General features: G+C 39.9%; 20 protein-coding genes. 1 reads left to right on the top strand and 19 read right to left on the bottom strand.

Annotation, left to right across the window (positions count from 1 at the left end):
• Positions 1–11: 11 nt before the first annotated feature.
• On the top strand, positions 12–752 hold the full coding sequence (locus ACFSTH_RS03005; protein WP_377769689.1) for a DUF975 family protein: 741 nt from the start codon (positions 12–14) through the stop codon (positions 750–752).
• A gap of 335 nt (positions 753–1,087) precedes the next feature.
• Here ACFSTH_RS03005 and ACFSTH_RS03010 read toward each other — a convergent pair whose 3' ends face one another.
• The 19 genes from ACFSTH_RS03010 to ACFSTH_RS03100 all read right to left on the bottom strand — a co-directional run bounded on the left by ACFSTH_RS03010 (position 1,088) and on the right by ACFSTH_RS03100 (position 24,899).
• A complete protein-coding gene (locus ACFSTH_RS03010; protein WP_377769688.1) occupies positions 1,088–2,056 on the bottom strand; it encodes a helix-turn-helix domain-containing protein in 969 nt (322 codons plus the stop codon).
• 66 nt (positions 2,057–2,122) lie between these two features.
• Entirely contained in the window at positions 2,123–2,512 is a 390-nt protein-coding gene (locus tag ACFSTH_RS03015) for an OsmC family protein (RefSeq protein ID WP_377769687.1), read from the bottom strand.
• Between the two features lie 3 nt (positions 2,513–2,515).
• Complete coding sequence (locus tag ACFSTH_RS03020; protein WP_377769686.1) at positions 2,516–3,508, bottom strand: ABC transporter ATP-binding protein; 993 nt, start codon at positions 3,506–3,508, stop codon at positions 2,516–2,518.
• Positions 3,498–4,559, bottom strand: a complete 1,062-nt coding sequence (locus ACFSTH_RS03025; protein ID WP_377769685.1) for an ABC transporter ATP-binding protein — start codon at positions 4,557–4,559, stop codon at positions 3,498–3,500. Before ACFSTH_RS03025 ends, ACFSTH_RS03020 begins: the two co-directional genes overlap by 11 nt.
• Entirely contained in the window at positions 4,556–5,488 is a 933-nt protein-coding gene (locus ACFSTH_RS03030) for an ABC transporter permease (protein ID WP_377769684.1), read from the bottom strand. The genes ACFSTH_RS03025 and ACFSTH_RS03030 overlap by 4 nt, the downstream gene beginning before the upstream one ends.
• Before the next feature lie 15 nt (positions 5,489–5,503).
• A complete protein-coding gene (locus tag ACFSTH_RS03035; protein WP_377769683.1) occupies positions 5,504–6,454 on the bottom strand; it encodes an ABC transporter permease in 951 nt (316 codons plus the stop codon).
• A gap of 221 nt (positions 6,455–6,675) precedes the next feature.
• Positions 6,676–8,289 carry an ABC transporter substrate-binding protein gene (locus tag ACFSTH_RS03040; RefSeq protein WP_377769681.1) on the bottom strand — a complete coding sequence of 538 codons (1,614 nt, stop codon included), beginning with the start codon at positions 8,287–8,289 and terminating at the stop codon, positions 6,676–6,678.
• Positions 8,290–8,571: 282 nt separating this feature from the next.
• On the bottom strand, positions 8,572–10,119 hold the full coding sequence (locus tag ACFSTH_RS03045; RefSeq protein WP_377769680.1) for an FAD-dependent oxidoreductase: 1,548 nt from the start codon (positions 10,117–10,119) through the stop codon (positions 8,572–8,574).
• A 270-nt stretch (positions 10,120–10,389) separates the two neighbouring features.
• The gene (locus ACFSTH_RS03050; protein ID WP_377769679.1) at positions 10,390–10,833 is read right to left on the bottom strand and encodes a helix-turn-helix transcriptional regulator; all 444 of its coding nucleotides are present in this window, start codon (positions 10,831–10,833) and stop codon (positions 10,390–10,392) included.
• A gap of 266 nt (positions 10,834–11,099) precedes the next feature.
• Entirely contained in the window at positions 11,100–12,596 is a 1,497-nt protein-coding gene (locus tag ACFSTH_RS03055; RefSeq protein WP_377769678.1) for a sulfatase-like hydrolase/transferase, read from the bottom strand.
• A gap of 36 nt (positions 12,597–12,632) precedes the next feature.
• The gene (locus ACFSTH_RS03060; RefSeq protein ID WP_377769677.1) at positions 12,633–13,862 is read right to left on the bottom strand and encodes a hypothetical protein; all 1,230 of its coding nucleotides are present in this window, start codon (positions 13,860–13,862) and stop codon (positions 12,633–12,635) included.
• A 24-nt stretch (positions 13,863–13,886) separates the two neighbouring features.
• The gene (locus ACFSTH_RS03065; protein ID WP_377769675.1) at positions 13,887–15,353 is read right to left on the bottom strand and encodes a sulfatase family protein; all 1,467 of its coding nucleotides are present in this window, start codon (positions 15,351–15,353) and stop codon (positions 13,887–13,889) included.
• A gap of 179 nt (positions 15,354–15,532) precedes the next feature.
• On the bottom strand, positions 15,533–16,867 hold the full coding sequence (locus tag ACFSTH_RS03070) for a Gfo/Idh/MocA family protein (RefSeq protein WP_377769674.1): 1,335 nt from the start codon (positions 16,865–16,867) through the stop codon (positions 15,533–15,535).
• 39 nt (positions 16,868–16,906) lie between these two features.
• Positions 16,907–18,463: an extracellular solute-binding protein gene (locus ACFSTH_RS03075; protein WP_377769673.1), complete on the bottom strand. Its 1,557-nt coding sequence runs from the start codon at positions 18,461–18,463 to the stop codon at positions 16,907–16,909.
• A gap of 214 nt (positions 18,464–18,677) precedes the next feature.
• Positions 18,678–20,075, bottom strand: coding sequence for an alpha-L-fucosidase (locus ACFSTH_RS03080; protein ID WP_377769672.1), 1,398 nt, complete (start codon positions 20,073–20,075; stop codon positions 18,678–18,680).
• Positions 20,076–20,130: 55 nt separating this feature from the next.
• The gene (locus ACFSTH_RS03085) at positions 20,131–20,988 is read right to left on the bottom strand and encodes a carbohydrate ABC transporter permease (RefSeq protein ID WP_377769671.1); all 858 of its coding nucleotides are present in this window, start codon (positions 20,986–20,988) and stop codon (positions 20,131–20,133) included.
• Between the two features lie 14 nt (positions 20,989–21,002).
• Positions 21,003–21,956, bottom strand: coding sequence for an ABC transporter permease (locus ACFSTH_RS03090; protein WP_377769670.1), 954 nt, complete (start codon positions 21,954–21,956; stop codon positions 21,003–21,005).
• Between the two features lie 109 nt (positions 21,957–22,065).
• Entirely contained in the window at positions 22,066–23,115 is a 1,050-nt protein-coding gene (locus ACFSTH_RS03095; RefSeq protein ID WP_377769669.1) for a response regulator transcription factor, read from the bottom strand.
• Entirely contained in the window at positions 23,112–24,899 is a 1,788-nt protein-coding gene (locus ACFSTH_RS03100) for a sensor histidine kinase (protein ID WP_377769667.1), read from the bottom strand. Before ACFSTH_RS03100 ends, ACFSTH_RS03095 begins: the two co-directional genes overlap by 4 nt.
• Positions 24,900–25,033 lie beyond the last annotated feature (134 nt).

Here is a 25,033-nt window from a genome sequence, read left to right on the forward strand (position 1 = left end):
CGGAGGTATTTATGTGGGAGCGTAAATCATTAAAAGAACGGGCACACGCATCATTAAAGGGGTATTACTGGAAAGCTTTTATCATAAGCTTCATGCTTGCCATCATAAGCGGAGGAGTGCAAGCAACCGGTATAACGATTGATTTCAATAGAGAAAATCTTCCCTACCAAGATTATGGCGGGAACTGGATATTGCCATCGACTATTATTATTGCTGGCACACTTATTATCGTCCTATTCTTTTTAACAGCGCTTGCTTTACAAGTCTTTATCTTCTACCCTTTACAAGCTGGAGCTTTTACGTACTACAAACTGGCTGCGGAAGGTCGCGAAGATTTAAATAATGTTAGCATTGCCTTTCAAAAAACAAACTATAGGGTCATTATCAAAACAATGGTTTGGAGAGCAGTTGTTACTTTTTTATGGTTCCTTGCTTTGCTTATTCCAGGCTTCATCAAAACAATTGCCTATTGTTTTGTGCCCTTCATCCTGGCGGATAATCCACAAATTGGTCATAAACGTGCATTGCAGCTCAGCCATCAAATGACGTATGGTCACAAATGGGATATTTTAAAACTATTATTAAGCTTTTTAGGCTGGTGGATATTAGGGCTACTTGCGCTAGGCATTGGAATTTTCTTTGTTCTACCATATATTCATGCAACCTATGCACAGCTCTATTTAACATTGCGCCATGTAGCAATAACTAAAGGAATAACTTCTGAGCAAGAACTCCGATTAGTTGATCAATAGACAAATAATAAAAGTAAAAGGCTATCCACTCAGCCCCTAAAATAAAAGTCGGACGAAAAAACATCATGTTTTTTCATCCGACTTTTTTATGGAGCGTCCCTTTTCAACACAATTGCCGATTTCATACGTTTTTTCACACAAAGCTTGCTTTCCAACTGGCTACCAGCGCCCTTTTATACGTTTTCTCGTACAAACCCTCCGCTTCATACCACTTCACAGCAACTTTTATACGTTTTTTCATACAAACATCCGCTACAACTACCTGCATAGCAACTTTTATACGATTTATCGTACAAACCCCTCACTATACAAACCACTGCACGCTACTATCCATACTACTTATCATTATCGACGATTGTTACATGCTGGGGGCGGTATTGGTTGGGCGATTGACCAGTCCAGCGACTGAATTGTCTGGAGAAATGGCTAGCCGATGAAAATCCTATTTGATCAGAAATCGCTTCAATCGATAAATTGCTCGACATTAGTAGCTCTTTTGCTTTGTTTAACTTTAGTTCTGACAAATACTGTCGCGGTGAGCAGCCATATACATGCATAAAAATTTTATAGCATTGACTCCGACTAATGTTTTGCTTGTTGGCAATTTGTTGAATTGCACCTTTAGAGTGTACATTTTGTTGGAGCATTGCTTCCATTTCATGGGCGATATCAGCATGTAGTTGCGAAATTTTGATTTCTTTTTGTTCTTCCTGTTCTATCTTAGTCATTAACAATAACGCTACTTCCTGAATCAAAAGTAACAGTTGATGATGAAAGTAGAGTCGATCTATGCCTGATAGCTGTAATGGAATAGTTCCCTTATCAACTTTAACTGTATGAACATTCACCATATCCTCATCGACGAGTCCAACTTCCCAGCTCCTACTATATTGCGGGTTTTGTTTGCGCAACAATTGTTCTAACGATTGAATATGTTGGAATATTGCCGTATCCGTCAATTGTTGTTGCTCCAAATGGTACACACTATGCTGTGTTAGTAAAGGACGTAATTCTCGATCATCCAAGTTAAAATGAAAATTAAAAAATCGATACGGTTCATCCGAATGATTGAACGTATGATGTTTAATTCCCGGACGCAGTAAAATTAATTCACCTGCTCGCAATATAATTTCTTGATCTTCCGATGATTGCGTCACTTCACCTTCATAACAATACAATAGTTCAAACAAATGATGATGGTGACGTGGATAAGACCAACCCGGTGGTTTAATAGCAAACTGACATCCTGTAATTTGTATCGTATTTGTCATGTTGGGCATAACAAATTCCATTCCTACAGTCATTATTGTCCCTCCCACTATTATCATCTTCATACAATCTATTATATATGTTTCTGTGAAAGAATTCTGTTATTCTACCACTAGCATTTCAACACTTGCCCCAGTACATAATGTTGTCCCAATCGTACAAGCCCGTTTCGTTACTCGCATCAGCTTTTCTTTATACTCATCCGTCAGTCCAGGAGGTAAACTCACTTTCGCAACAAATCCAGCAAAGCGGCTTGGTTTCTCCTCTGCCTTCTCTGTTTCTATACTTATGACAATAGCTGATTTTTCATACGTTATTCCATCATAATCCATAATTTGCTGCATAGAAATCGAAATACATAACGCCAAAGCAGATTCTAGCAGCTCTCGTGGCGATAGTCCTTGTCCATTCGGACGGTGACTACCGACCACTTGCATTCCCGCTTCATTAAACAATTGATCTTGACCATCTACAATTTTTAAAGTTGTCACTTGTTAAACTCCCTCTCCTATTAAATGACATGCGACACGATGATGATCTGCCACTTGTTGTAATACAGGCTCATCTACTCTACACTTCTGCACAGCATATGGACAACGAGTATGAAACATACAGCCCGTAGGAGGTGCTATCGGAGATGGAATTTCTCCTTGTAACGTAATCCGCTCTCGTTGCTTATCTTGTTGATTGGGAACGGATGAAAATAACGCCTTCGTATAAGGATGAAGCGGTTGATCGAATAACTGCTCCGTCGTGGCTTCTTCCACCAATTTACCCAAATACATGACACCTATGCGGTCCGAAATATAACGTACGACACTAATATCATGGGTAATAAATAGCATTGTTAAGTTCATATCCTGCTGTAATAGTCTCAACATGTTCAATATTTGGGATTGAATAGAAACGTCCAATGCCGAGACTGGCTCATCACAAATTAATAGCTTCGGTTGCAAAATAAGTGCCCGTGCCAAGCCGATCCGTTGCCGCTGACCGCCAGATAATTTGTGGGGATAATGAAAGTAATGTTCCGCTTGTAGCCCAACCGTTTGCAGTAATTGCAAAGCTGTTGCTTGTCGCTCTTCTCTACTGCCTATCCCATGTATTTTAAGTGGTTCCTCTAATATTTGTCCAATCGTTTTGCGTGGATTCAAAGAAGAATATGGATCTTGAAACACCATTTGAATCTCTTTACGTAGCCGACGCAATGCTTTAGCAGTCAAGCTGGTAACTTCCTGTCCTTGATAGGAGACCGAGCCTGCATTTGCCTTGATTAATCCAAGCAATGTTCGTGCCGTTGTACTTTTTCCAGATCCTGATTCTCCTACAAGCCCATACACTTCACCTTCATATAATTGAAATGATACATTATTTATCGCGTGAACGTACTGCTTTGCACCAGCTATTTTACCAAAAGAACCGTATACCGGAAATTTTTTCTGTAATTGAGCTACGTCCAGCAATATTGATTTTTGATTAGTGGACATAAGCAGTCGCTCCTTTCCCCATATCGTTAATCTCACGCACACGCCAACATTTTACACGATGATTACTATCTACTATTTCCATCGGTGGTTCTTCTTTACTGCACTGCATGTTAGCAAACGGACAACGTGTAGCAAATCGACAGCCTGCTGGCACATCCAATAACGATGGAACCGTTCCTTTTATAACATGAAGCGGCTGTTCCCGATCACCGTCTAATTGCGGCATAGACCGTAACAACCCTTGTGTATAAGGGTGCAACGGTCGTTCAAATAATTTCGCGGTACTAGACTCCTCCACAATTTGTCCCAAATACATCACTTTCACACTTGTGCACAACTCCGAAACAACACCTAAATCATGTGTAATAAATAGTACAGCCATCCCTATTTTTTCTCTCAACTGTAATATCAATTGTAATATTTGTGCTTGAATCGTAACATCGAGTGCTGTTGTCGGCTCATCCGCTATTAACAATTGCGGTTCACATGCAAGTGCCATTGCAATCATCACTCGCTGCTGCATACCACCTGACAATTGATGTGGATATTCTTTCACTCTCACTTCAGGTGACGGAATGCCGGTCAAACGCAACAATTCTATCGCCTTTAATCGAGCTGCTTTTCTAGACAATTTTAGGTGTAATCGCAATACTTCCTCTAACTGATTTCCAATCGTATATACCGGATTAAGCGAACTAAGCGGATCTTGAAAGATCATCGAAATGTCCGCCCCTCTTATTTTTCGCAATTGTGCCGTTGACGCTGATAATAAATCCAACTGCTGAAATAAAACTTCACCATCATATTCTACTTCATCGGTATAGTCTAGCAAACGCAAAATAGATTGTGACATCACACTTTTTCCACTACCAGATTCCCCAACAATGCCGATAATTTCCCCTTTATTTACTTGGAAACTAATCTTATCAACTGCCGTTACTTTGCCACGCTCCGTCAAAAAACGAGTAGACAATTGATTCACTTGTAGAAGCATATTCTCGCCGTTGTTCGCCTTTAATGCTGCTTGCTTCATCTGTTTACGCCTTATCATCTTTTGCCACCCTTTCTTCGGAATACGTGCCGTTTCTGATAACGAACACTGACCTTTGGATCTAACAAATCACGCCACCCATCACCAACCATATTCAGACTAAGGACGGCTAACACTATCGTTATGCCTGGAAATACAACCATCCACCATGCTTTATAAATAACAAGCTTGCTCGCTTGCAAAATATTTCCCCAACTAGGTTCCGGTGCAGGAATACCCGCTCCCAAAAAACTTAACGCCGCTTCCGATATAATCGCTTCTGCAAATACAAACGTAGCTTGTACAAGTAATGGTGATAACGTATTAGGAACGATATGCCACCAAATAATCCGAAAATCACTCGCTCCTTGCGCACGCATCGCTTCAATATATGTTTGTTCTTTAATGACAAGTGCATTAGAGCGAACTACTCTCGCTATTCCCGGAGTAAATACGATAGTTAGAGCGATAATAACATTCGTAATCGATGCTCCAAGTGCTGCCATTAAAGCAATAGCTAACAAAATACCCGGAATCGCAATTAGCCCATCACAAATCCGCATCAACAGATGATCCAGCGTTTTATAATAGGAAGCATAAATACCAATAATTAACCCTAACACAGAGGATAACAATGCCACGCCAAAGCCAACGCTTAGCGATTCTCTCGCCCCGTATAACAATCGTGTAAACAAATCACGCCCAAATTCATCCGTCCCCAAAATATGGTGCGTAGAAGGTGCTTTTAATCTTTCTGTTACCTTCATTTCGTATGGATCAAACGGTGTTAACAAAGGTCCGAGGAGCGCAGCAATAATGAAAAAAAGTAGTAGTATTCCACCAACAATGAGCCCTTTGTTTGCGCGAATACGTTTACGTGTTAATTGCCGCTGTTGTTTACTTAATTGTCGTTGCAATTGCACCATTTGTTCTTTATCTATCGTTTCCATTATTAAACCTCATTTCTACTTACGCTCCAAACGAACACGCGGATCTACTACACCGTACAAAAGATCCACCAACAAATTAATGAGAACATACATTATCGTTACAATTAGGACTACACCTTGAATAATTGCAAAATCACGCCTTGTAATCGCGTTTAATATTAATTGACCTAATCCAGGAATATTGAAGATCGACTCCACTACAACAGCTCCGGTGACCAAAGTGCCGAATGTCTGCCCAATAACAGTTAGTACAGGAAGAAACGCATTACGAAAAGCATGTTTAAATAATACCGTTGACTCAGCAAGCCCTTTGGAGCGAGCCGTTTTAATATAGTTGAGGTTTAATACATCTAGCATCGATGAGCGTGTCATTCTAGTAATGAGTGCTGCTTGAATCGTTCCCAGTGATATCGCTGGTAATATTAAATATTGTAGATGCTCCCATAAACCGCTAGATAGAGGTTCATATCCTGCCACTGGCAACCATTGTAATTGAACACCGACTAAGAGCATTAATAGCAACCCGAGTAGAAAACTAGGCACAGCAAGTCCTAACATCGACACACCCATCAGTGTATAGTCCGCAACAGAACCACGTTTGTAAGCCGCTAATATGCCTAATGGAATAGCCAATATTAGTGCGATCACTTGAGCGATCAAAGCTAACGATAACGTAGGGGCAATATGGTCAGCAATCGCTTGGGCAACTGGCATTTTCATAAACAAAGATGTACCCAAATCTCCTTGCAGTAAGTTACCAATCCAACTAAAATATTGCTCATATAGCGGTCGATTGAAGCCTAACTGTTCACTTAATGCATCGATTTCTGCTTGTGTCGCTTCCATCCCTAACATGACTGCTGCTGGATTACCCGGCGTGAGATGAATAATTAAAAATACAACGATTGTTACTACAAATAATACAGGTATAAGTGATAACAGCCTCTTTATCGTATAAATCAACATGCCAAATCCCTCAATTTTTAGTTACTCTAGCTTCCGTATAGACACAAACAGGAGTTTGTTAGCAGGCTTTTATACATCACCTTTACTAACAGCCTCCTGCTTTATGACGACACGCTACTATTTGAATATTTTCACTTTCTAGTGTTCTATTTCTCTATTATTCTATTGCTCTATTAATGTATTGTTCTACTATTCTACGACTCTATCACCCTATTGTTTCACTATTTAGGTACTTTCGCGTTCCAGATGACAGGCGCTTCAAACAGTTCAAATCCTTCTATATTTTCAGCCGTTGCTACAATTGTACTATAGTGACCAATAACTGTAGACGAAACATACTCGTACATAAAACCTTGCACTTCTTCCCACGCTTGTTTCGCTTGTTCTGGTGTAGAAGCTGCCCGAATATTAGCCAAACCTTCTTTGACTGTGTCATGATTTAAACCAGCCCAATCCGGTGTAACAGCCAACAATTGTGGCGGGGTTACTTGGTAGCCCGTACTCGCTAAAAAAATATCCCATTTACTTCGATCATTTTTCGTTTCCAAAAAAGTTGGAAAATCAAAGTTTTCTACTTTTACATTCATGCCGATTTGTCGTAGCTGCTCTTGTACAACTAACGTTGCTGTATACATTTCGTTATAATCTTTTGTTGTAAGTAGTGTAATTTCTTCCCCGTTATAACCAGCTTCATCAAGCAATTGCTTCGCTTTCTCTGGATCAGCTTGATTATAATATTCCGCCCCTGCAACATTCGCCCATTGCTCTTGATTCGGGTTCAAATAACCTGGGTCCAAACGGTATAAATCCGGTCTAGCAAAACTCGCTAGCAAAATCTCTTCATTATTAAATGCAGCTAATACTGCTTGTCGTAATTTTTGATTAGCTAATGGACCTTCTGTCGTATTAAAAAATGCGGTCAACGCACCGTCAGGAAAAGCATGTAATTTCACATTGTTAGTTACAGCAAGCTCGTCATAGCTTTCCAATGGTATGCTGTCTGCTACATCATATTTCCCCGTCTTAATTCCGGCGATCCGCGTCGCATGATCCGTTACAAAATGATAGTAAACATTCTCCGAAGCTGCTACTTTTTGCCCATCAAAGCCACTAGCCGCTCGATCAATTAACTGATGATAATCATCGTTTCTAACGAGATGGATATATTGATCTTGTTTCCACTCTTGGAACTTATAAGGTCCTGTACCGACGTATTCTACAATTCCTTCTGCTGGTGCAGCTTCCACGATTTCCTTAGGCATAATAGCAGGGAACTGCGCTTGCGCTGACATTAGTATTAAAACGTCAGATGTTGCTGTCTCTACCGTTAACTTCACTTTATATTTATCTTCTTCTGTAAAAGTAGCATTGGGTAATAACGATTTCGCTCTAGAAGAAGTTACCAACCAACGATTCATGGAAGCAACAACATCTTCCGCTACCATTTCTTTGCCATTATGAAACTTCACTCCTTGGCGCAAAGTAAACAGATACGTTAATCCGTCTTCACTTTTTTCCACTGATTCCGCAAGGACAGGCATCGGTTCATAGTTAGCATTTAACGTATATAATTGTTCAAATATATTACCAGCCGTATCAAGTGCTACCGCAGATACTGTCATCGTCGTATCAAGCGTTGGCGGCTGTGCCGTAATAGCAATATGAAGCTCATCACGGTATTGCTTCTCAACATCGCCTTGCTCTGCTGTTTGCTGATTGCCGTTTCCTTCTTGTACGACATTACCGTTATTTTTCTCTTGGCCGTTACTACCGCAAGCAGTTATAAAAACTAAAGCACTTACTAACGTCAATATAAATAGTTGTTTCACTTTCATTTTTTCTCCCCCAGTACTTACTGTTCTCTTCTCACCTCATGCCCCTGTTTTCATCTCATCCAGTTGCAACTACATTTCAATATCCGATAATGCAGGTAGGTTTAATTAGTTATCTAAGATATTAATAGATTACTGTTTAATTGTCAACAAATAATAATAAAACTCGATCTATGTCTGTTGATGACGAATTATAATCTTTTTTTCGCCCAAAAAAAACACCTTTAGTTAATTAATAACAAAAAGTGTCTTATTTAGCAACCTATTTATTTTAGATACTATACTTTATTGCCACCTAGCTAGTGGCTTTTGGGCGGGACCTTCTAACACGTCACCTTTATAGCTAAAACGAGATCCATGACAAGGACAATCCCACGAACGTTCCCCATCATTCCAATTCACTTCACATCCCATATGTGTACAGGTAGTATCTACAACGAATAACTTACCCTCTTTATCTCGATATGCTCCCGCTCGTTTCCCGTCTACTTCCACCACTTTTCCTGTATCTAACGCCAGCTCATCCACTTGTGGTAATGTTCCTACCAATGATTCTAGCTTGCCAGTAAACAACTGTTTCGCTGTATCCACATTAATAGACACGAATGATTTAATATCAGGATCAGCATGAAACCTATCTGGCTTATACAAATCACGATAAAAACTAGCTTTACCGCTAATCGTTAAGTCAAACATCATCGCAGCTAGTGTACCAGTCGTCATCCCCCACTTTTTAAATCCAGTAGCTATCAATATGTTACTATCGTCACCAGCAATAGATCCGATAAACGGAATTTTATCTAGCGTAATTAAATCTTGGGCAGACCAGCGATACGCCACTTCCTCTATTCCAAACTGCTCTGCCGCAAACTGTGCTAGTATTTTATAATTTTGCATTGTACTCATATTGCCTTGCCCGACTTTATGCCCTTCCCCACCAATTAGCAACATTTCCTGTCCCTTTACCTGTACCGATCGGATAGACCGTTTTGGCATTTCTACATTGATGTGCATGCCTCCATGGAATGGTACGGTTGGTTTTCCACAAATAACGTAAGATCTATCGGCATACATTCTAGAAAAATAAGCTCGCATTCCATCGACAAAAGGGTAATGAGTACAAGCTACTACGTAAGAACATGTAATACTAAAACCTCGATCTGTCATCACCTTCGCACGCTGCTCCTGCTCGACAGTAACTGCCGTCACTTGCTCATACACTTCAACACCTAATTTGACTGCTTCTTCTAACAAGCGAGTGACATATTTTAAAGGATGAAATTGCGCTTGCCCACCTAACTTAATCGCACCTTCTGTTGCAAATGGTAACGGCGCTTGCTTCAAAAATTCCCCTTTTATGCCTAACTGTTCGTACGCTAGCCATTCCTTTTCTAATAACGGTAATTGCTCGGCAGAACAAGTGTATAGATATGCATCTTCTTGCTTATAATCACATTCGATTTGCAACGTCTCCATTTGTTCCGTAATAAACTGTAACGCTTCCTCATTCGATTTGTAATATTGCAATGCTTGCTCTGCACCAAAATGAGCGATTAACTCATCATATATCAGATCGTGTTGTACTGTAATCTTGGCTGTCGTATGTGCCGTAGTACCTTCTAGTACGTTACCAGCTTCTAGTAATACTACTTTAATACCACGCTTTGCTAGTAAATATGCTGTTGTTATACCGGTAATCCCTGCTCCGACAACAACAACTTCCGTATCCAAATTGTCTTCCAAGCGCTTATATTTCGTTTGTTCTGTCGATGCTCTCCAATAAGAATATGAGTCTGTTGGTAATGAATAACCTTCATAATTATGTTCAGACATAAATATAACCTCCTTTGTTCGGATATAATCGGATGTTTACTCTTCTATTCTTTCGTTTAACAGTTATTGCAAAGAGAGCTATACAGCCCCAAAGCGAACCCATATATTAATAGAAACAACACCATCAGTATTCCACTTCCATAAAAAGTTAAACATAAAGATTCCATGTTAATAAAATACATATCATCTGCCTTCCTCATATCATCAAAAAAAAGCCTGCTGCTCCAGATTTTCATCTGTTCGCATCAGACTCATTATTGTTGACATTAATCATCCAGACTCTGTTTCTCTATACTTTCCAGCCGTAATTCCTTGATACTTTTTAAATATTCGATTAAATGTAGTGAATTCTATATATCCGACCTGTAAAGCAACATCCGCAATGGAAGTAGCCTCTCCGAGCAGTAATTTCTTCGCTTGATTGATACGATACACGTTTATATATTCAAGCAGTGACTCTCCGGTTTCCTCTCGGAATCGTTTCGACAAATAAGAAGGGGTGATCTCAAACGATTGCCCGATCGTCGAAATATTCAAATCCGGGTTACCGTAATTTTCGTGGACATAGTCTTTAACTTTTGCACAAAAATGGTACGTATTACGATCTCGCTGCACTTGAATGTGACTCGTTACTTCTTGCAAAATGATCATCAAATGTTCTTTCATTTCCGGAACAGTTTTACCATTCATCAACCGCTTCAAAGGCTTGTTCATCTCATTGATCCCTTCAAAATAATTCAGTTCATCAACCGTCTTCAAAATTGTACTAATAATCGAACATGAGGCATCTAGACGAAATAACAGTCGCCGTACCGGCAGTATAATGTTCTCATATGACTATCTGTTAATTCCTTTTATACAATAATACGACCATTCCTCCTTACGTGGAGATAATGGTCGTATTTTGTTTCGTACAGCTTTCGTCTTGACAAAGCATGCACCGACTGTAGCTTAACCAGCGCAACTCTTATCACTAGTGATCAATGCACACCTCGTGGGTTGTAGTGTGAAATTAGCTTTGCACGTTCCTGTTCGGATAACTTAGGTAGGTTTTGGCGTGGTCGTAACTGACCATCGATAACGGCTGGATCAGATACCCGCATTGTAAGCTTCGCTGCCAATTGATTTCGCCAATCCTCTAAAGGTGCTTGCGGATCTCCAGATCTATCGTACAGTTCCTGTGGATCATCCTCGATGTGAAACAGTAACTCTTCGCCTTCTTCTTCGAACCAAATATACTTCCAAATGCCGTCTGTTACCATCAAGGAACGTTTACCAATATTGCCAAACTCACCAAGCACAATCTCTCGCACACGATCAGTTTTAGGTTGTTGAACAACTCCTAGTAAACTCTTCCCATCTAGATCCTCTGGTATAGGTACTCCTGCAATGGCAAGACAGGTCGGTAAAATATCTTGTAATCCTACCGGTGAATGATTCACCTGTCCTGGAACCCAATCAGAACCCAAAATGGATTCGGCATTTCTACCCGCCGGAGGTGTTATAATAAACGGAATCTGGCAAGCTCCCCGGGTGAAGTTAGCTTTGAACCACAAGTCATGATCTCCCATATTGTCACCATGATCCGATGTAAAAACAAACCATGTATTTTCAAGTATCCCTTCTTCCCGAAGGGTACCGATAATTCTGTTAATCGCTCGATCTACTTGCGTGATAGATGCATAAAATCCACGATAGGCGTTATCTATTTGTTTGGCTGTTTTCACTTCCCCTTGATAAGTAGCATGTAATCTTTGATGGTATAGTGAATGCCTATTGATCCAATCTCCTGAAACCGGCTGTGGCATCTCATCTTTTTCATACATATATAGATCACGCATTAAAGGGGTGAGCGGAGGGTGAGGTGCCGTAAAAGAAGCCCATAAAAATAACGGACGACTCCAATCTCGTCGCTTGATCGTTTTGCAACTGTTATCTGCAATCCATTCTGTCGGATGTAAGTGATCAGGCAAATGCCACGGTGACATGGAATATTCGTTGTTGGCAATACCATGACCGAAAGCCTGCCCTGCATACCCCTGTTCAGCAAGCCATTGCTCGTAGTCATCGTAACCTCGCTTTTTTTCGGAGCCTGCGCCCAACATCCGACCTTCCTCGCATAACAACATACTGTCGAATCCGTAGTGACATCGTTCGGGGTAAACATGCATCTTCCCTACTACTCTCGTCTCATAGCCAGCATCACCTAACAGCTTAGGTAATGTAGCATTCGTAGGAAGCGCATAACCTTCTTTGTATGTCGTTAATCCTAGTTGATGCCCTTCCAAACCTGTCATAATCGTTGCTCTTGCTGGGATACAAACCGGCGTCAACGAGTAGGCTTGGTCGAATCGTACGCCGCTTCGTGCCAAATAATCAATTCGAGGTGTTTCGATCAATGGGTTCCCCGCACATCCCATCAAATCTCCTCGCATCTGATCTGTCGAAATCAGTACAATATGAGGTCTATTACTCATAGCACATGTCTCCATTCACTTTTATTATGGCAGATGCTATTGCCATAGTTTACTCAAATCGGCTATCAAAACTTGCCTTCTTCCTTCTGGCGTTCCATTAAAGCAAATATATTGGTTATCTTCGCTCCAAACGGGATGCGGATCGCAGCGGAAGTCCCCTGCCGTGTCGGTACCCGCTAATGTCCAAATATCAACAATTCGCTCATCTGTACCAGCTACCGTATCTATTAAGCGGATCGGCACTTCAAAATTCTCATTCACAAACTCTGCTTCGGATGTATAAGCATCGGTCAGAATATAACGGCCGTCCTTCGAATAACTAGGATGTCCCCCACCTGTAGCGAATGGAGCTACCAAGCGCAGCGATTGGCCATCTTCCGCAAAAACACTAAAGCGTAGTCGCTTTAAATTAATATTCATTAAAATTTCTCGTCCATTACTGTGCCAATCTGGATGATGAGAACCTTTTAACCAAAATTCGTAAGGCAATGCTAATTTAGCATCACTTCCATCCATATTCATCGTTACGATGAATGGTAGTATTGGCCTGCCATCATCAAACAAACAACGAACCACTTGCATCAACCTTGTTTGCTGTGGATTAATCTTCACATGGAAAAAGACGAACCGTGCTCCTTCTACATCTCGCTTATCAGGCAAAAGATCATAGGCTTGTTTATAGCTAAAAAGTAACTCTCTTTGATTGGATGCAACATCTGTCCGCCAAAGTCCATCCTCATCAGATGCCCCAATCGGAGGAGGGTTACTATGTTCAGGGGCAATTGCCGCACCATATCCCATCTGCGAATAATTAACAACAGATAGATTAGGACTATAAATATAACGACCATCTTTAGATGCTTGATATACCGATCCGGCTAGTCGTACTTTTTCTCCTGTATGTGGATTTAATTTGTAGGCAAATACTTCACCCTTCTCTTTATCATTGAAGAAAAGCTCATCATCACTGTTTCCCCAGCAAATATGGGCACCGACTTGCATTCCCCATCCCTTTGTCTTACAAAGCTCCACCATCGACTGTTCTTGCAAATCGATCAGGCAAACTACTGCTTCATCCTCAGGAGCTGGTTCTCTATCTTGAAACGGTAATTTAAGTACAGCCAAATAGCGACCAGAAGGACTCCATGGTTTCACATCAAAAAAATTGTGAATATAGTATCCGTCATCAGGCGTTACGATTTGAACGGGATAACTTCCTTTGTCATACGTACGAAACTTGTAATGTTTCACTTGTCCAATTGTCATGCAGTAATCCTCCTAATTGTATGTTTATACAACAAGCAAATGATCTAAAGGTGCCACTTTCTCTCCGAGTCTAATCTCGATATCCACTCCACGCATCGCTAGAGAATACGGTATAATCCGTCGTGCCACTGGACCTCCACCTCGCTGCGACTCCTCCATTAACTGTAAATCGATCATATCAGCTCGCCATGTCAATAGCGCTACCAGCAATTGCTCCTTCACATTAGCATACTTGGGGTCGTTATAAAGGTCGCATCGCTCGGAAGGATCTTGCACTCGGTCATACATCATCCCAGTCTGCTCTTCAAAATAATACTCTAATTTCCAACGCTTTGTCGCCACAGCTGCCGACTTATACAATGTACCAGTAGCACAGCGACGAGGGGACTCCAACCCTTGCGTGAGTGGCGTAAACAAATCGAAACCTTGAATGTACCGCGAACTCGTTCCAGCTGCTGCTAGTATTGTTGCAGAAATGTCTGTCCATGTCGCAAAATCAGTCGTTTTTCCACTTGGTAGTACACCCGGCATACTCATAATAAATGGAACGCGCCATGTCGCATCCAAGTAATTATGCTTATCATCAAAGCCATGATCAAACATTTGTGTACCGTGATCGGAAGAAAATAGAATAAGCGTGTTTTCTCGCAGTCCGGTTTCATCTAAATAGGTTAATAATCTACCTACTTGCGCATCAATAAAAGCAGTCATTCCATAGTAAAGTCTGCGTTTTTTATCTATTTCGGTTAATGTTTCTGGTCGCTGGAGATTGTCAGCTAATTCATCCTCTTGCCCAAGAAAACCAAGTAACCTGCGAGTATGCACAGATAGATTTTCCAAATCACCCGGCTCATAATCAATTGGTGGCAGCACAACATCGTCAAACATCGTTGCCCAATCACCGGGAGGATCGAGTGGCGAATGAGGGCTTAACAGAGAGCAAAACGTAAAGAACGGACCTTCTCCAGCCTGACGGCACTTCTCCATTTCCTCCATCGCCGTAGTAACCAAAAAAGCATCCATATGCAAATCATCTGGGACGGAGCCAAGACCTACACTTGATCGTGACAGTCCATGTTGACTTATAAATTTTCCATAACTGTCTTCAGGAGAGAGCGCAGACTTTTCCCCTTTAACATCACGTATAATATCAAAGGAAGTCGAGTGCTCGCCAAAATGTGTTTTACCGACCATAATGTTCGTATATCCTTGTTCGCGCAACAAATCCGGAAAAATCATATGTCCACTTTTTCGGTCAATTCCATTCTCAATACAACCGTGTATTGGCGTATGTAGTCCAGTCATCAGACTACTGCGTGCTGGGGAACAAACCGGAGAAGCAGTATGCGCATTATCAAATAATACACCCTCTTCTGCCAATCTATCTAAATGAGGTGAAACCGCAAATGTCGAACCCATACATCGTAGTGTGTCACAACGTTGCGTATCTGTTGTAATTAGTAATATATTAGGCTTTTCCTTCTTATTCATCGTTCTCCCCATTCCTTCAAACTAATATTAAGAGCCGAATATTAATTTTCCACTTGTAGCATGAGCTTTTTAATTATCAACGCAACAGGATGGAAGTTATCGTAAAAATGCAGGAAGGCGTACTTATGTACGCCATTTATAACTATCGTCCCTTCTGCAACAAACTACACCAAACTATGTTAACTCTTTTTCACTGGTTTAATCTCAACCATTTTTTGTTCCAGACGTGACTGATCCGCTGCAAATCCGATCAAATGCCCATGAAGCGACTTCTCTAGCGAAGTGGAAGAGATCGAAGGCGGTGCACCCTTCATTACTTTGATAAAATCAGCAACAAGACGTAAGTCCCCTCCACCATGCATATCCTTCGACACACCAACATCAATCTGCTCCTCAGAATAGAGATGACCTTTACGAGCATCAGGATGTCTTATAAAGTAAGAACCTTGTTCCATCTCTCCTTGAATTTCGCCTTTCGTACCTATAATGTGAATCGATCGACCTCGCTTTGAAGTCCCACCTGTCATCACGTGAGTTCCTGTACTACCGTCTTCAAACTCGATAATTACCGTTTGATGATCAACTACATCGTTACCAGAACGCCAAACGCAACGACCATACGGACTATCGGTTCTCAGCGATTCTGCCAATTCTTCATCGCTCATTTTAACGCCTAAATGTGTATTATAAGTAACATAACCTTCCCACAAACGCTGCTCAATATAATGCTTGCGAGCAGAATAGGAGCATGTTTCTTCAATTGCACAATCCACTAGACAGCGTGTACCTGACCCTGAAGGCGCTTTCTCCGGTCGGAAATGTAGTAGATTTCCGAAACTACTTACTTTGACCGGCTGAACGTCTCCCTTCATCCAAGCCAAAACGTCCAAGTCGTGACAGCTTTTAGCCATAAGCATAGACGAACCTCCTGTGTCCTTCCGTCCCCACTTTCCTCTCACATAAGCCATCGCCATATGGTGATACGTAACATTCTCCGCAGTCGTCAAACTAACAATATCTCCGATTACACCGTCGGCTATTGCTTTACGAATCGACTCGTAAAATGGTGCATAGCGCAATACGTGACAGATCACTACTTTTCTACCAAGACGCTCTGCCTCTTCATACAACTCCAAAACTTCATCCATACTAACACCGATCGGTTTCTCTAGCATGATGTCGTATCCGGCTCTAAGCATCGGAATCGAAGTAGCTACATGTAAGTGGTCCATTGTACCATTAATGACAGCATCCGCTATCTTTGGCTTAGCAATAAACTCCTCTACATCGACAAAACAGTTTTCATCTTGTAAATTAAATCTTTGCTTAGTTAAAGCTCTCCGCTCACTGTCCGGCTCAACGACTCCGACTATTTTCATTTGTTCGGGATGTTTCTCCGCATAAGATGAATATATTAAGCTACGATGACCAGCACCTACAATGACTACTGTAGTTGGTCTCTCTTGATCAATCTTATCATTATAGTCACTATCTACTGCTATTTGGTTGCTCATTCTCATATCCCTCTCTATAAATAGTTATATTACAATCGTCTACTTCTTTACATCCTGATACCACTGGGTAGCTTCTTCAATTGCTTTATTGCCTCCACGTGCTTTCCAGTCTTCAACGAATGTATCAAAGTAGTCGATACTTTCTTGACCAATAATGATTTTGGCAGCGATCTCCATAAATAAGCCGTTTTTAGTAAGCTCAGGTTGAGATAGCATAATCGAAGGGACAGGCATATCAAGCCCATCATTCACTCGACCTTCTTCATCTCCTATTCTCGCCGCTTCCGATATGAGTTCTCCATTTGGTCTTCCCTTCATATACGCTTCGTTCATACTATATGGTTTTCCAGTAATTTGTAGAAACATCGAGTGCATATTTGCCTTGTTAGTTTCATCGGCAGTTGTCGGATAGTTATACTCGATCTTACCGTCCTTAACGATATAATCCGTATCCTCAATACCATAAGTCATAAAAGTATCCGCTTCTTCCGTATAAAACCAATCTAAAAATTTAATAACTACCTCTGCTTTTTTACTACTAGCAGGAATCGCATAAGCAGATCGCAACGGTGAGCCTATTTCTCCTCCACCTTTTCCATCAGGACCAATTGGTGCAGCGATATTAATAACTTCAGCGGTAGGATCGCCTTGCTTTACATTAATGGCCCACATGTCGGGAAAACTTGGAGAATGCACCCACATACCTACACGAGCAGCTCCTTTAATCTTCGCATCCCAGTCCTTGCCCTCTTGCACAAATACTTCATTGTCCAGTAATCTTTCTTCGTATAAGTATCGATAAACTTTTAGTGCTTCTTTCATTTCCGGCAAAATGAATTTAGGTACCAACTGGTTATCTTTGTACTTCCAAGTGCCTGCAAGTATTCCTTCACCCGGATTGACATCATAGGCTCCAAAAAATATTTCCGCAGCTCTTAAATTTTTACGTCCCGCAAAAGGAATTTCATCTTTTTTACCGTTATCGTTCGGATCTCCATCACGAAATGCTATTAATACATCAATATACTCATCAACTGTCTTAGGTATTTCTAACCCGAGTTTATCGAGCCAATCTTTCCTTATATATACAATATCATTTCTAGTCGTTACTGACAACGTTGGTATTGCGTAAATTTTTCCACCTTTACTTATTCTAGGGGAGTCCCACACCTCTTGAGGAATGTTCTTTTTAAGATTAGGACCGAAGTTGTCTATCAAATCATTTAGCTCCATAAAAACGCCATTATCAATCGCGGGTGCCGATACACTTGTATTAATACCTGTTATTTCTAGCAAATCTGGTAGTTTTTCATTAGCAGCAAGCAGTAAATTAAGTTTTTGATCAAAACTTGTTGTAGGAATAAGTTCAAGATTTATATTCGTTTTAGAAAGTTCCTCTAATTTTTTAACATAGACATCTTCATTAATGTTAGGAGATGCTTCAACATAAGGTAACGATCTTTGGTTCATCGTAATATTTATGGAAGGAGTTACCTTTCCATCTACTGAATTTTGTCCCTCCCCTGAATTACTTCCACAAGCTGACAACATTGCAATAACTACAAGCGCTCCAATTAATTTATTTCTTACTCTCATTTTTATCCCGCTCCCTTAGTTATGTTATGATTAACCTTTATAGAACCAAGCAATGCACCTTTAATAAAATGTTTCTAGATCATTGGATAAATGAATAACATTGGCATAATAAAGGGCAGCGATCTGTAAGGGAACAATCGACCAGACACGAAGCGCTTGATCGCGAATGCGCTTTCTTTACTGTTGACTGATCTTATTATCTCCGTAAAATAACTTACCTCATTCGAAACACATGCGCGATTGGTGATTGAACAGACGGTTCATTGTCCGGTATTTGAACAACGATGCCACTTTCTGTCGGGCGGTATTCCAGATTTTCTTGACCGCCAAGCAGATCAATACATTCGAAAGATTGCGTTATCGGAAGATGAACTTCTGTCTGTACTGTTTCATTATCATCTTCATACAAGTAGAAGCCATAAATGGTATCGCCTTTTCTAGTAAAATAGCAATTATCTCCCGAATATGGTTCGCACATACGTGTGCCATAAATGGCCTCTCCGTAAACATTTAACCATGCACCTAGCTCTTTGATTCGGGTTATCGCAGTTTTAGGTAGTCTCCCATCAGGCTGTGGTCCAACATTAAGCGCTAAATTCCCACCTTTGGCTACAACTTCAATGAGTAAATGAATCAACTCACGAATCGGTTTATAATCATGCTCATTCTCATAGCGGAAAGACCAATCCGACCCCATCGTAATATTACTTTCCCATGGAACGTCCATTGCAACATCGGGCACTGTCTGTTCGGGAGTTAACACGTTCTCATTTACTCCACCAACACCGCGATCCACTGTCAAAAGCCATGGCTGTGTTTTCCGTGCTTTCTCCACAACTTCCTCCAGTCTGATGTCCTCCCCTCTGCTTGGTCTCACCCAGCCTCCATCGAGCCAAAGCATATCAATGCGACCATAGTTCGTCATTAGTTCCATAATCTGCTCATGGGTGAACTGTACGAATTGTTCCCATAGTTCTGGATGTTCCTTAGCATCGTAGGACGCTCCACGTGACATCTCATTTCCCTGTTTCATTCCAGGTGCCCAGTAGGTTGGTGTATGCCAATCTGCCTTTGAGAAATAAGTGGAGATACCTAATCCTTTTGCACGAAAGGCATCGAAAAGTTGCTTGCAAACATCGGCATATTTATGCGTACGGAATGGACTTTCGGGACCTGTAATGCGATAATCTGTCGTATTGGTATCCCACATACAAAATCCATCATGATGTTTTGTCGTAAAAGTCAAATATTTAAAACCATTTTCTGCAGCCAACTCCGCCCATAGTTCGGGCTGAAAACGAACTGGATTGAACGTTTTATTTAACGCAAAGTACTGTTGCTTAAATTCTTCCCCATCAACATCCCAATCAATACTAGCACGCGACCAATAAGCATCGCCATCGCTAAGCGCCCACGATGATATGATACCAAGCTGAGAATAGGGAGCCCAATGCATCATCAGACCTAGTTTCTGATCTTTGAACCATTCGAGACGCTCCAGCAGAAGTGGATTTTCAGGCTTAACCCATTGTTCTGCTCTGTTGTAGCTATGAACACCACGCCTCACAATTTGTGCATGATCATCCTTTTTTCTTCTAATTTCCTGACTCATTATATACCTCCATTGCATTATTCTTAAGCTTAATTTAATGAATACTATCCTTTGTTTAACCTTTAATAGAACCAAGCATTGCCCCTTTAATAAAATGTTTCTGAATCATTGGATAAATGAATAAAATTGGCACCGTAGCAACAATAATCGTTGCCATTCTAATTCCTTCAATGGACATCAACATACCAGAATCCATACTGCCAACATCATTTTCTACAAGTAACTGCCGTAATTTAACCTGTAAAGTAAAAAGAGAGGGATTTCTCAAGTACATAATCGCTCCCATATATCCATTCCAATAACTAACGGCATAAAAAAGGCCAATCGTCGTTAACGACGGTAATGAAAGCGGTAATATAATTCTGCCAAAAATATTAAATTCGTCACAACCATCAATAGTAGCTGCATCTGTAAGCGCTTTTGGAATACCTCTAAAAAAAGTTATCATAATGACCAAGTTAAACGCACTAATAAGTCCAGGGATGATAAGCGCATGTAATGAATCCAACAAACCAAATGACTTCACCACGAGATAGGACGGAATCAAGGGAGCTGGAAATATCATCGTGATAATGATCAACAGCATCATTAAACTTCGGCCTTTTAAATATGATTTTGATAATCCATAGCCCATAAGTGAAGTAAATAAAAGACTTAAAGCGGTACCGGCTATTGTTACCCAAATGGTAATACCAAAAGCTCGCCAAATCGCCATGTTTTTAAATACAGCCATATAATGATCGAATGTAAATTGAACAGGGAATACGGATACTTCACCTTTTAAAATAGCCTGACCGTCGCTGAAAGATCCTGCTAATATGTTGAGAAAGGGAATTAGCATTACTAAGCTGATTCCAATCAATAAGGTGGCATTAATAATCGGGAATATAGGTGGCTTCTTCCTTATGCTCATTCCTTCACCTCTAATCAATATAATGTCTCTCCAGTCAACTTTTTACTTATTTGATTAAAGCTAACGATAAGCATTAAGCCAACTACAGATTTAAAAATTCCGATTGCTGTCGTATAGCTATATTGCCCTCCTAGCAAGCCAACAGTATAAATATACGTGTCCATAATTTGCCCTTTTTCAGCGACGAGCGGATTAAGCAACATATATATTTGTTCAAACCCTAAATCTAATAAATTTCCAATTCTCAGTAGAAACAAAACCATAATCGTTGGCAATAAAGATGGGATTGTAATACTAATTATTTTTCGAATCCTTCCAGCACCATCAACATCAGCAGCTTCATAAAGCTCCGTATTGATACTAGCTAAGGCTGCGAGATAAATAATCGTATTCCAGCCAACTTCCTTCCAAATTCCCGATGCAACTACTATCGAACGAAAGAATTCAGGCTGCTGCATAAAGAAAATTCGCTCTAAACCTAGTAGTTCTAATATTTCGTTAACAATTCCATAGTTGGGCGATAGTACGTTGATAACTAACCCTCCTACAATAACCCAAGACAAAAAATGTGGGAGATACACTATCGTTTGTACTGTACGTTTAAACCATATTTTCCTAACTTCATTAAGAAGTAAAGCTAACATAATCGGAGCAGGAAAACCAAACACAAGTTGATAGATACTAATGACTACCGTGTTTTTAAATATTCTAAAGAACTCTGGATACGTAAATAATGTTTCAAAGTGTTTTAATCCGACAAACGGGCTCCCCAGTATGCCTTTGTAAATATTGTAGTCCTGAAACGCAATGAAACTTCCCATAATTGGAACATATTTGAATAGAATAAAAAACAAGATTCCTGGCAGTATCATGCAATACAATTGCCAATATTTTAAAACGTGAGGCTTCGTCTTTTTTTTGCTTACTTCAGTGTTAAACAAATGAGTGGGGGGCGCATTTGAATTCATGGGCAACCTCCTAATTTCTTATGTGATAACCCAATATTAGAAGAAATCAGAAAATTCGTACATGGTATTCCTTACGTTAGTTGTGTTTTAATAAGATAATGTATGCGCTTTATTTGGTAGATCGAAACTCTCGAGGTGATATACCATAAAGTTTTTTGAACGTTTTACTGAAATGCGGGTAATCTGTATATCCGATATGTTCTGGTATTTCATAAGCTTTACAATGAGGATCAGATAATAGTTGTTTCGCCTTCTCCATTCGTGTTTCAATTAAATATTGAGAAAAAGAAATACCAATGCTCTGTTTAAATATTTGACTTAAATAAGGTGCAGTTAAATTAACATGATCGGCTACCATCTGCAAAGAGAGCTCATTATTTTTGTAATGATCCTCAATAAATGTGGTCACCTGTTTGACACTCATATGCGCACTATAATTTCGCGTCTCCCGAATAGTTTGCAGCCACCCATGGATCAACTGCTTATTTAAAACTTGCACTTCTGCCATACTTTTTTCCCAAAGAATCGTTTCTTTCTTGTCGTAATCAAGTTTTTTTGCTCCTAAATCATTGTGAAGATAGGAGTAAATTCTACTCAAAAACTCCATACTCCTCACTTTATATTGCGAGTTAACTCCGCCGCTATCTATCCATTTTCTATTAAAACAATCGATCGACTGGATCGCCTCGGTTTCATTCACATCCCATATATACTGAGCCATACGTTTGGTTTCCTCCGAACAATATATTAACCACTCGCTGTACTCACTCCAGTCAACCTGACGCTTCTCAAACTCCATTTTGACTTTATGTAATGTTTGCATCAGTTGTTCTGGTCGGATCGGTTTAAGCAAATAATCACTAACTCCATAATGTATTGCTTCTTGGGCGAAACTAAAATCACCATAACCAGACAATATAATAAACTGACAATGAATCCCTGACGATTTAACGTTTTTAATGACCTCTAACCCATTCATCAATGGCATTTTAATATCTGTAATAATTAAGTCAGGAAAAACACGCTCCGCTAGCTGTAAACCTTCAACACCGTTAGAACCTTCACCTACAACGTCAATGCCAAATGAAGATTCAGAAACAAGTTTATTTAGACTTTTTCGAATTAAGGCTTCATCCTCAATAATTACTGCACGCATCATGCTGATTCGTCCTTTCTATCTTGTCTCAAAGGAATAACAACTTCCATCATTGTCCCTAGATGATCAGATTTAACGATGTGTAAACCGTACGGATGACCAAAAGTCAAACGTAACCTAGCATGAACATTAATCAAACCAATATGACCATTTAATCCTTCATTCATATTTTCATGTAATTCGTTATATTGATCTGCAAATACGGCATTAAATCTCAACAACACATCACTAGACATCCCTCTACCATGATCCGTAATTCGAATGATATATTTTTCATTCTGAGTTTCACCCGTTATCCCAATATAACTTGGCGGAAGTAAGTGATTCTCATAAGCATGAATAAAACAATTTTCGATTAACGGTTGTATAGAAAGACTGCAAATAGAAATCGTTGAAGCTTCTATCCAATCCAATTGAAATTCACACATTAATTCAGGAAATCTTTCCTTTTGAATTTCAAGATATGTTTGAGTATGATGTAATTCTTCCGTCAAGTTTACTACTTGCATCGTATCCTTCATACAATATCGAAACATATCAGCTAGAGCAGTAGCCATTCTACTAACTGGCATTACCCCTTCGAGAAGCGCATGAGAATTAATAACCTCTAACGTATTGTATAAAAAATGGGGATTAATCTGAAACTGAAGCGCTTGTAACCGCGACTCCTTTTGCCGTAACAGCAAATCTTTTTCTCGTAACTGTCCTGCATGCACCTCTACGAACAGCCGTCTCAGTTCCCTAATCATATTGTTAAATCCTAAAAACAAACTATTAATTTCTTTTTCCCTTCGACCTGGAGCTGAGATCAGCCAATCTCCATCTTGTGCTTTGCGCATAAGTCTTTCTAAAATACTTAGTGAATTCGTAATATAGAATACATAACCACCAATAATGATGCAGGCAACGAAAGTAATAATAAGTAAAATCCAAATTGATTGGTCCCTTAACACAATTAATCCGTTATTAAACTCATGTATTGGAAATTCAGAGATAATCGTCCATCGTGTAGATTCAGAAATATTGTAAGTAACGATATTAGCTACTCCCTCTTCTTCACGCAAAAATGTCCCTTTTTCCAGCTCCAATGAATCCATACCAGCCGTAAACCATTCCGGAATAATGGAGCCTAACGTGTCATACTGACCTGAATCATAAATAATTCGATCATTCGAATCGATGATCCGCAGCTTTCCCTTCATCCCTGTTTGCAGCTTATTCACTTTATCCCACATCTCGTTAAGTCTAATATGAAACACCATCAATCCATTGGTCTGATACAATGTTGTATCACTAAATTTCCGCGTAATCGTAAGTATAGGAGTATCATTGGGCCAACGAATACCCATTATATTGTAATTTCCTAAACTTGTATTTTTTAAATAGCTTTCATAATCGTCATAAAGAGGTAACGAAACATGATTAGAAATTTGAAGACCATTTGCAGAATATATGGTAAGTGAATAAACTTCAGGACGAGCAAACACAATTTGTTGCAGTAAATCATTTTGGATATCTCGAGTTAATAAAAACTGCTCATAAGCCTGATCTGGCTGAAGTAGCATAAATTCTTTAATCAATGGATGAACAATTAATGGCAGCGTAGAGCGTTCCAATTCTTGAAAATAATCGTTAATCTGATTATTTAACTGGGTGACAAGCTGTTCATTAAATTCTCTGCCTACATCTACGATTGTATCCGATGTTTTATCAAACCAGATTTTAGAAAGTAAAAGTGATGGTAGCAACAGAAACATAATAAATAAAACAATCAATTTTTTTCTCAAAGTTTTTTACCTCACGTAGATTAATTGTTTTTTTACTCATCATTTCTAAATCATAGATTTACATAGACTAGATTATAACAAACTTCATGTCACCTCAATTACCAAGCTGAACAATTGAAGGATAACGATCTGTA

Source organism: Paenibacillus yanchengensis, from assembly GCF_042684845.1.
GTDB lineage: Bacteria > Bacillota > Bacilli > Paenibacillales > Paenibacillaceae > Pristimantibacillus > Pristimantibacillus yanchengensis.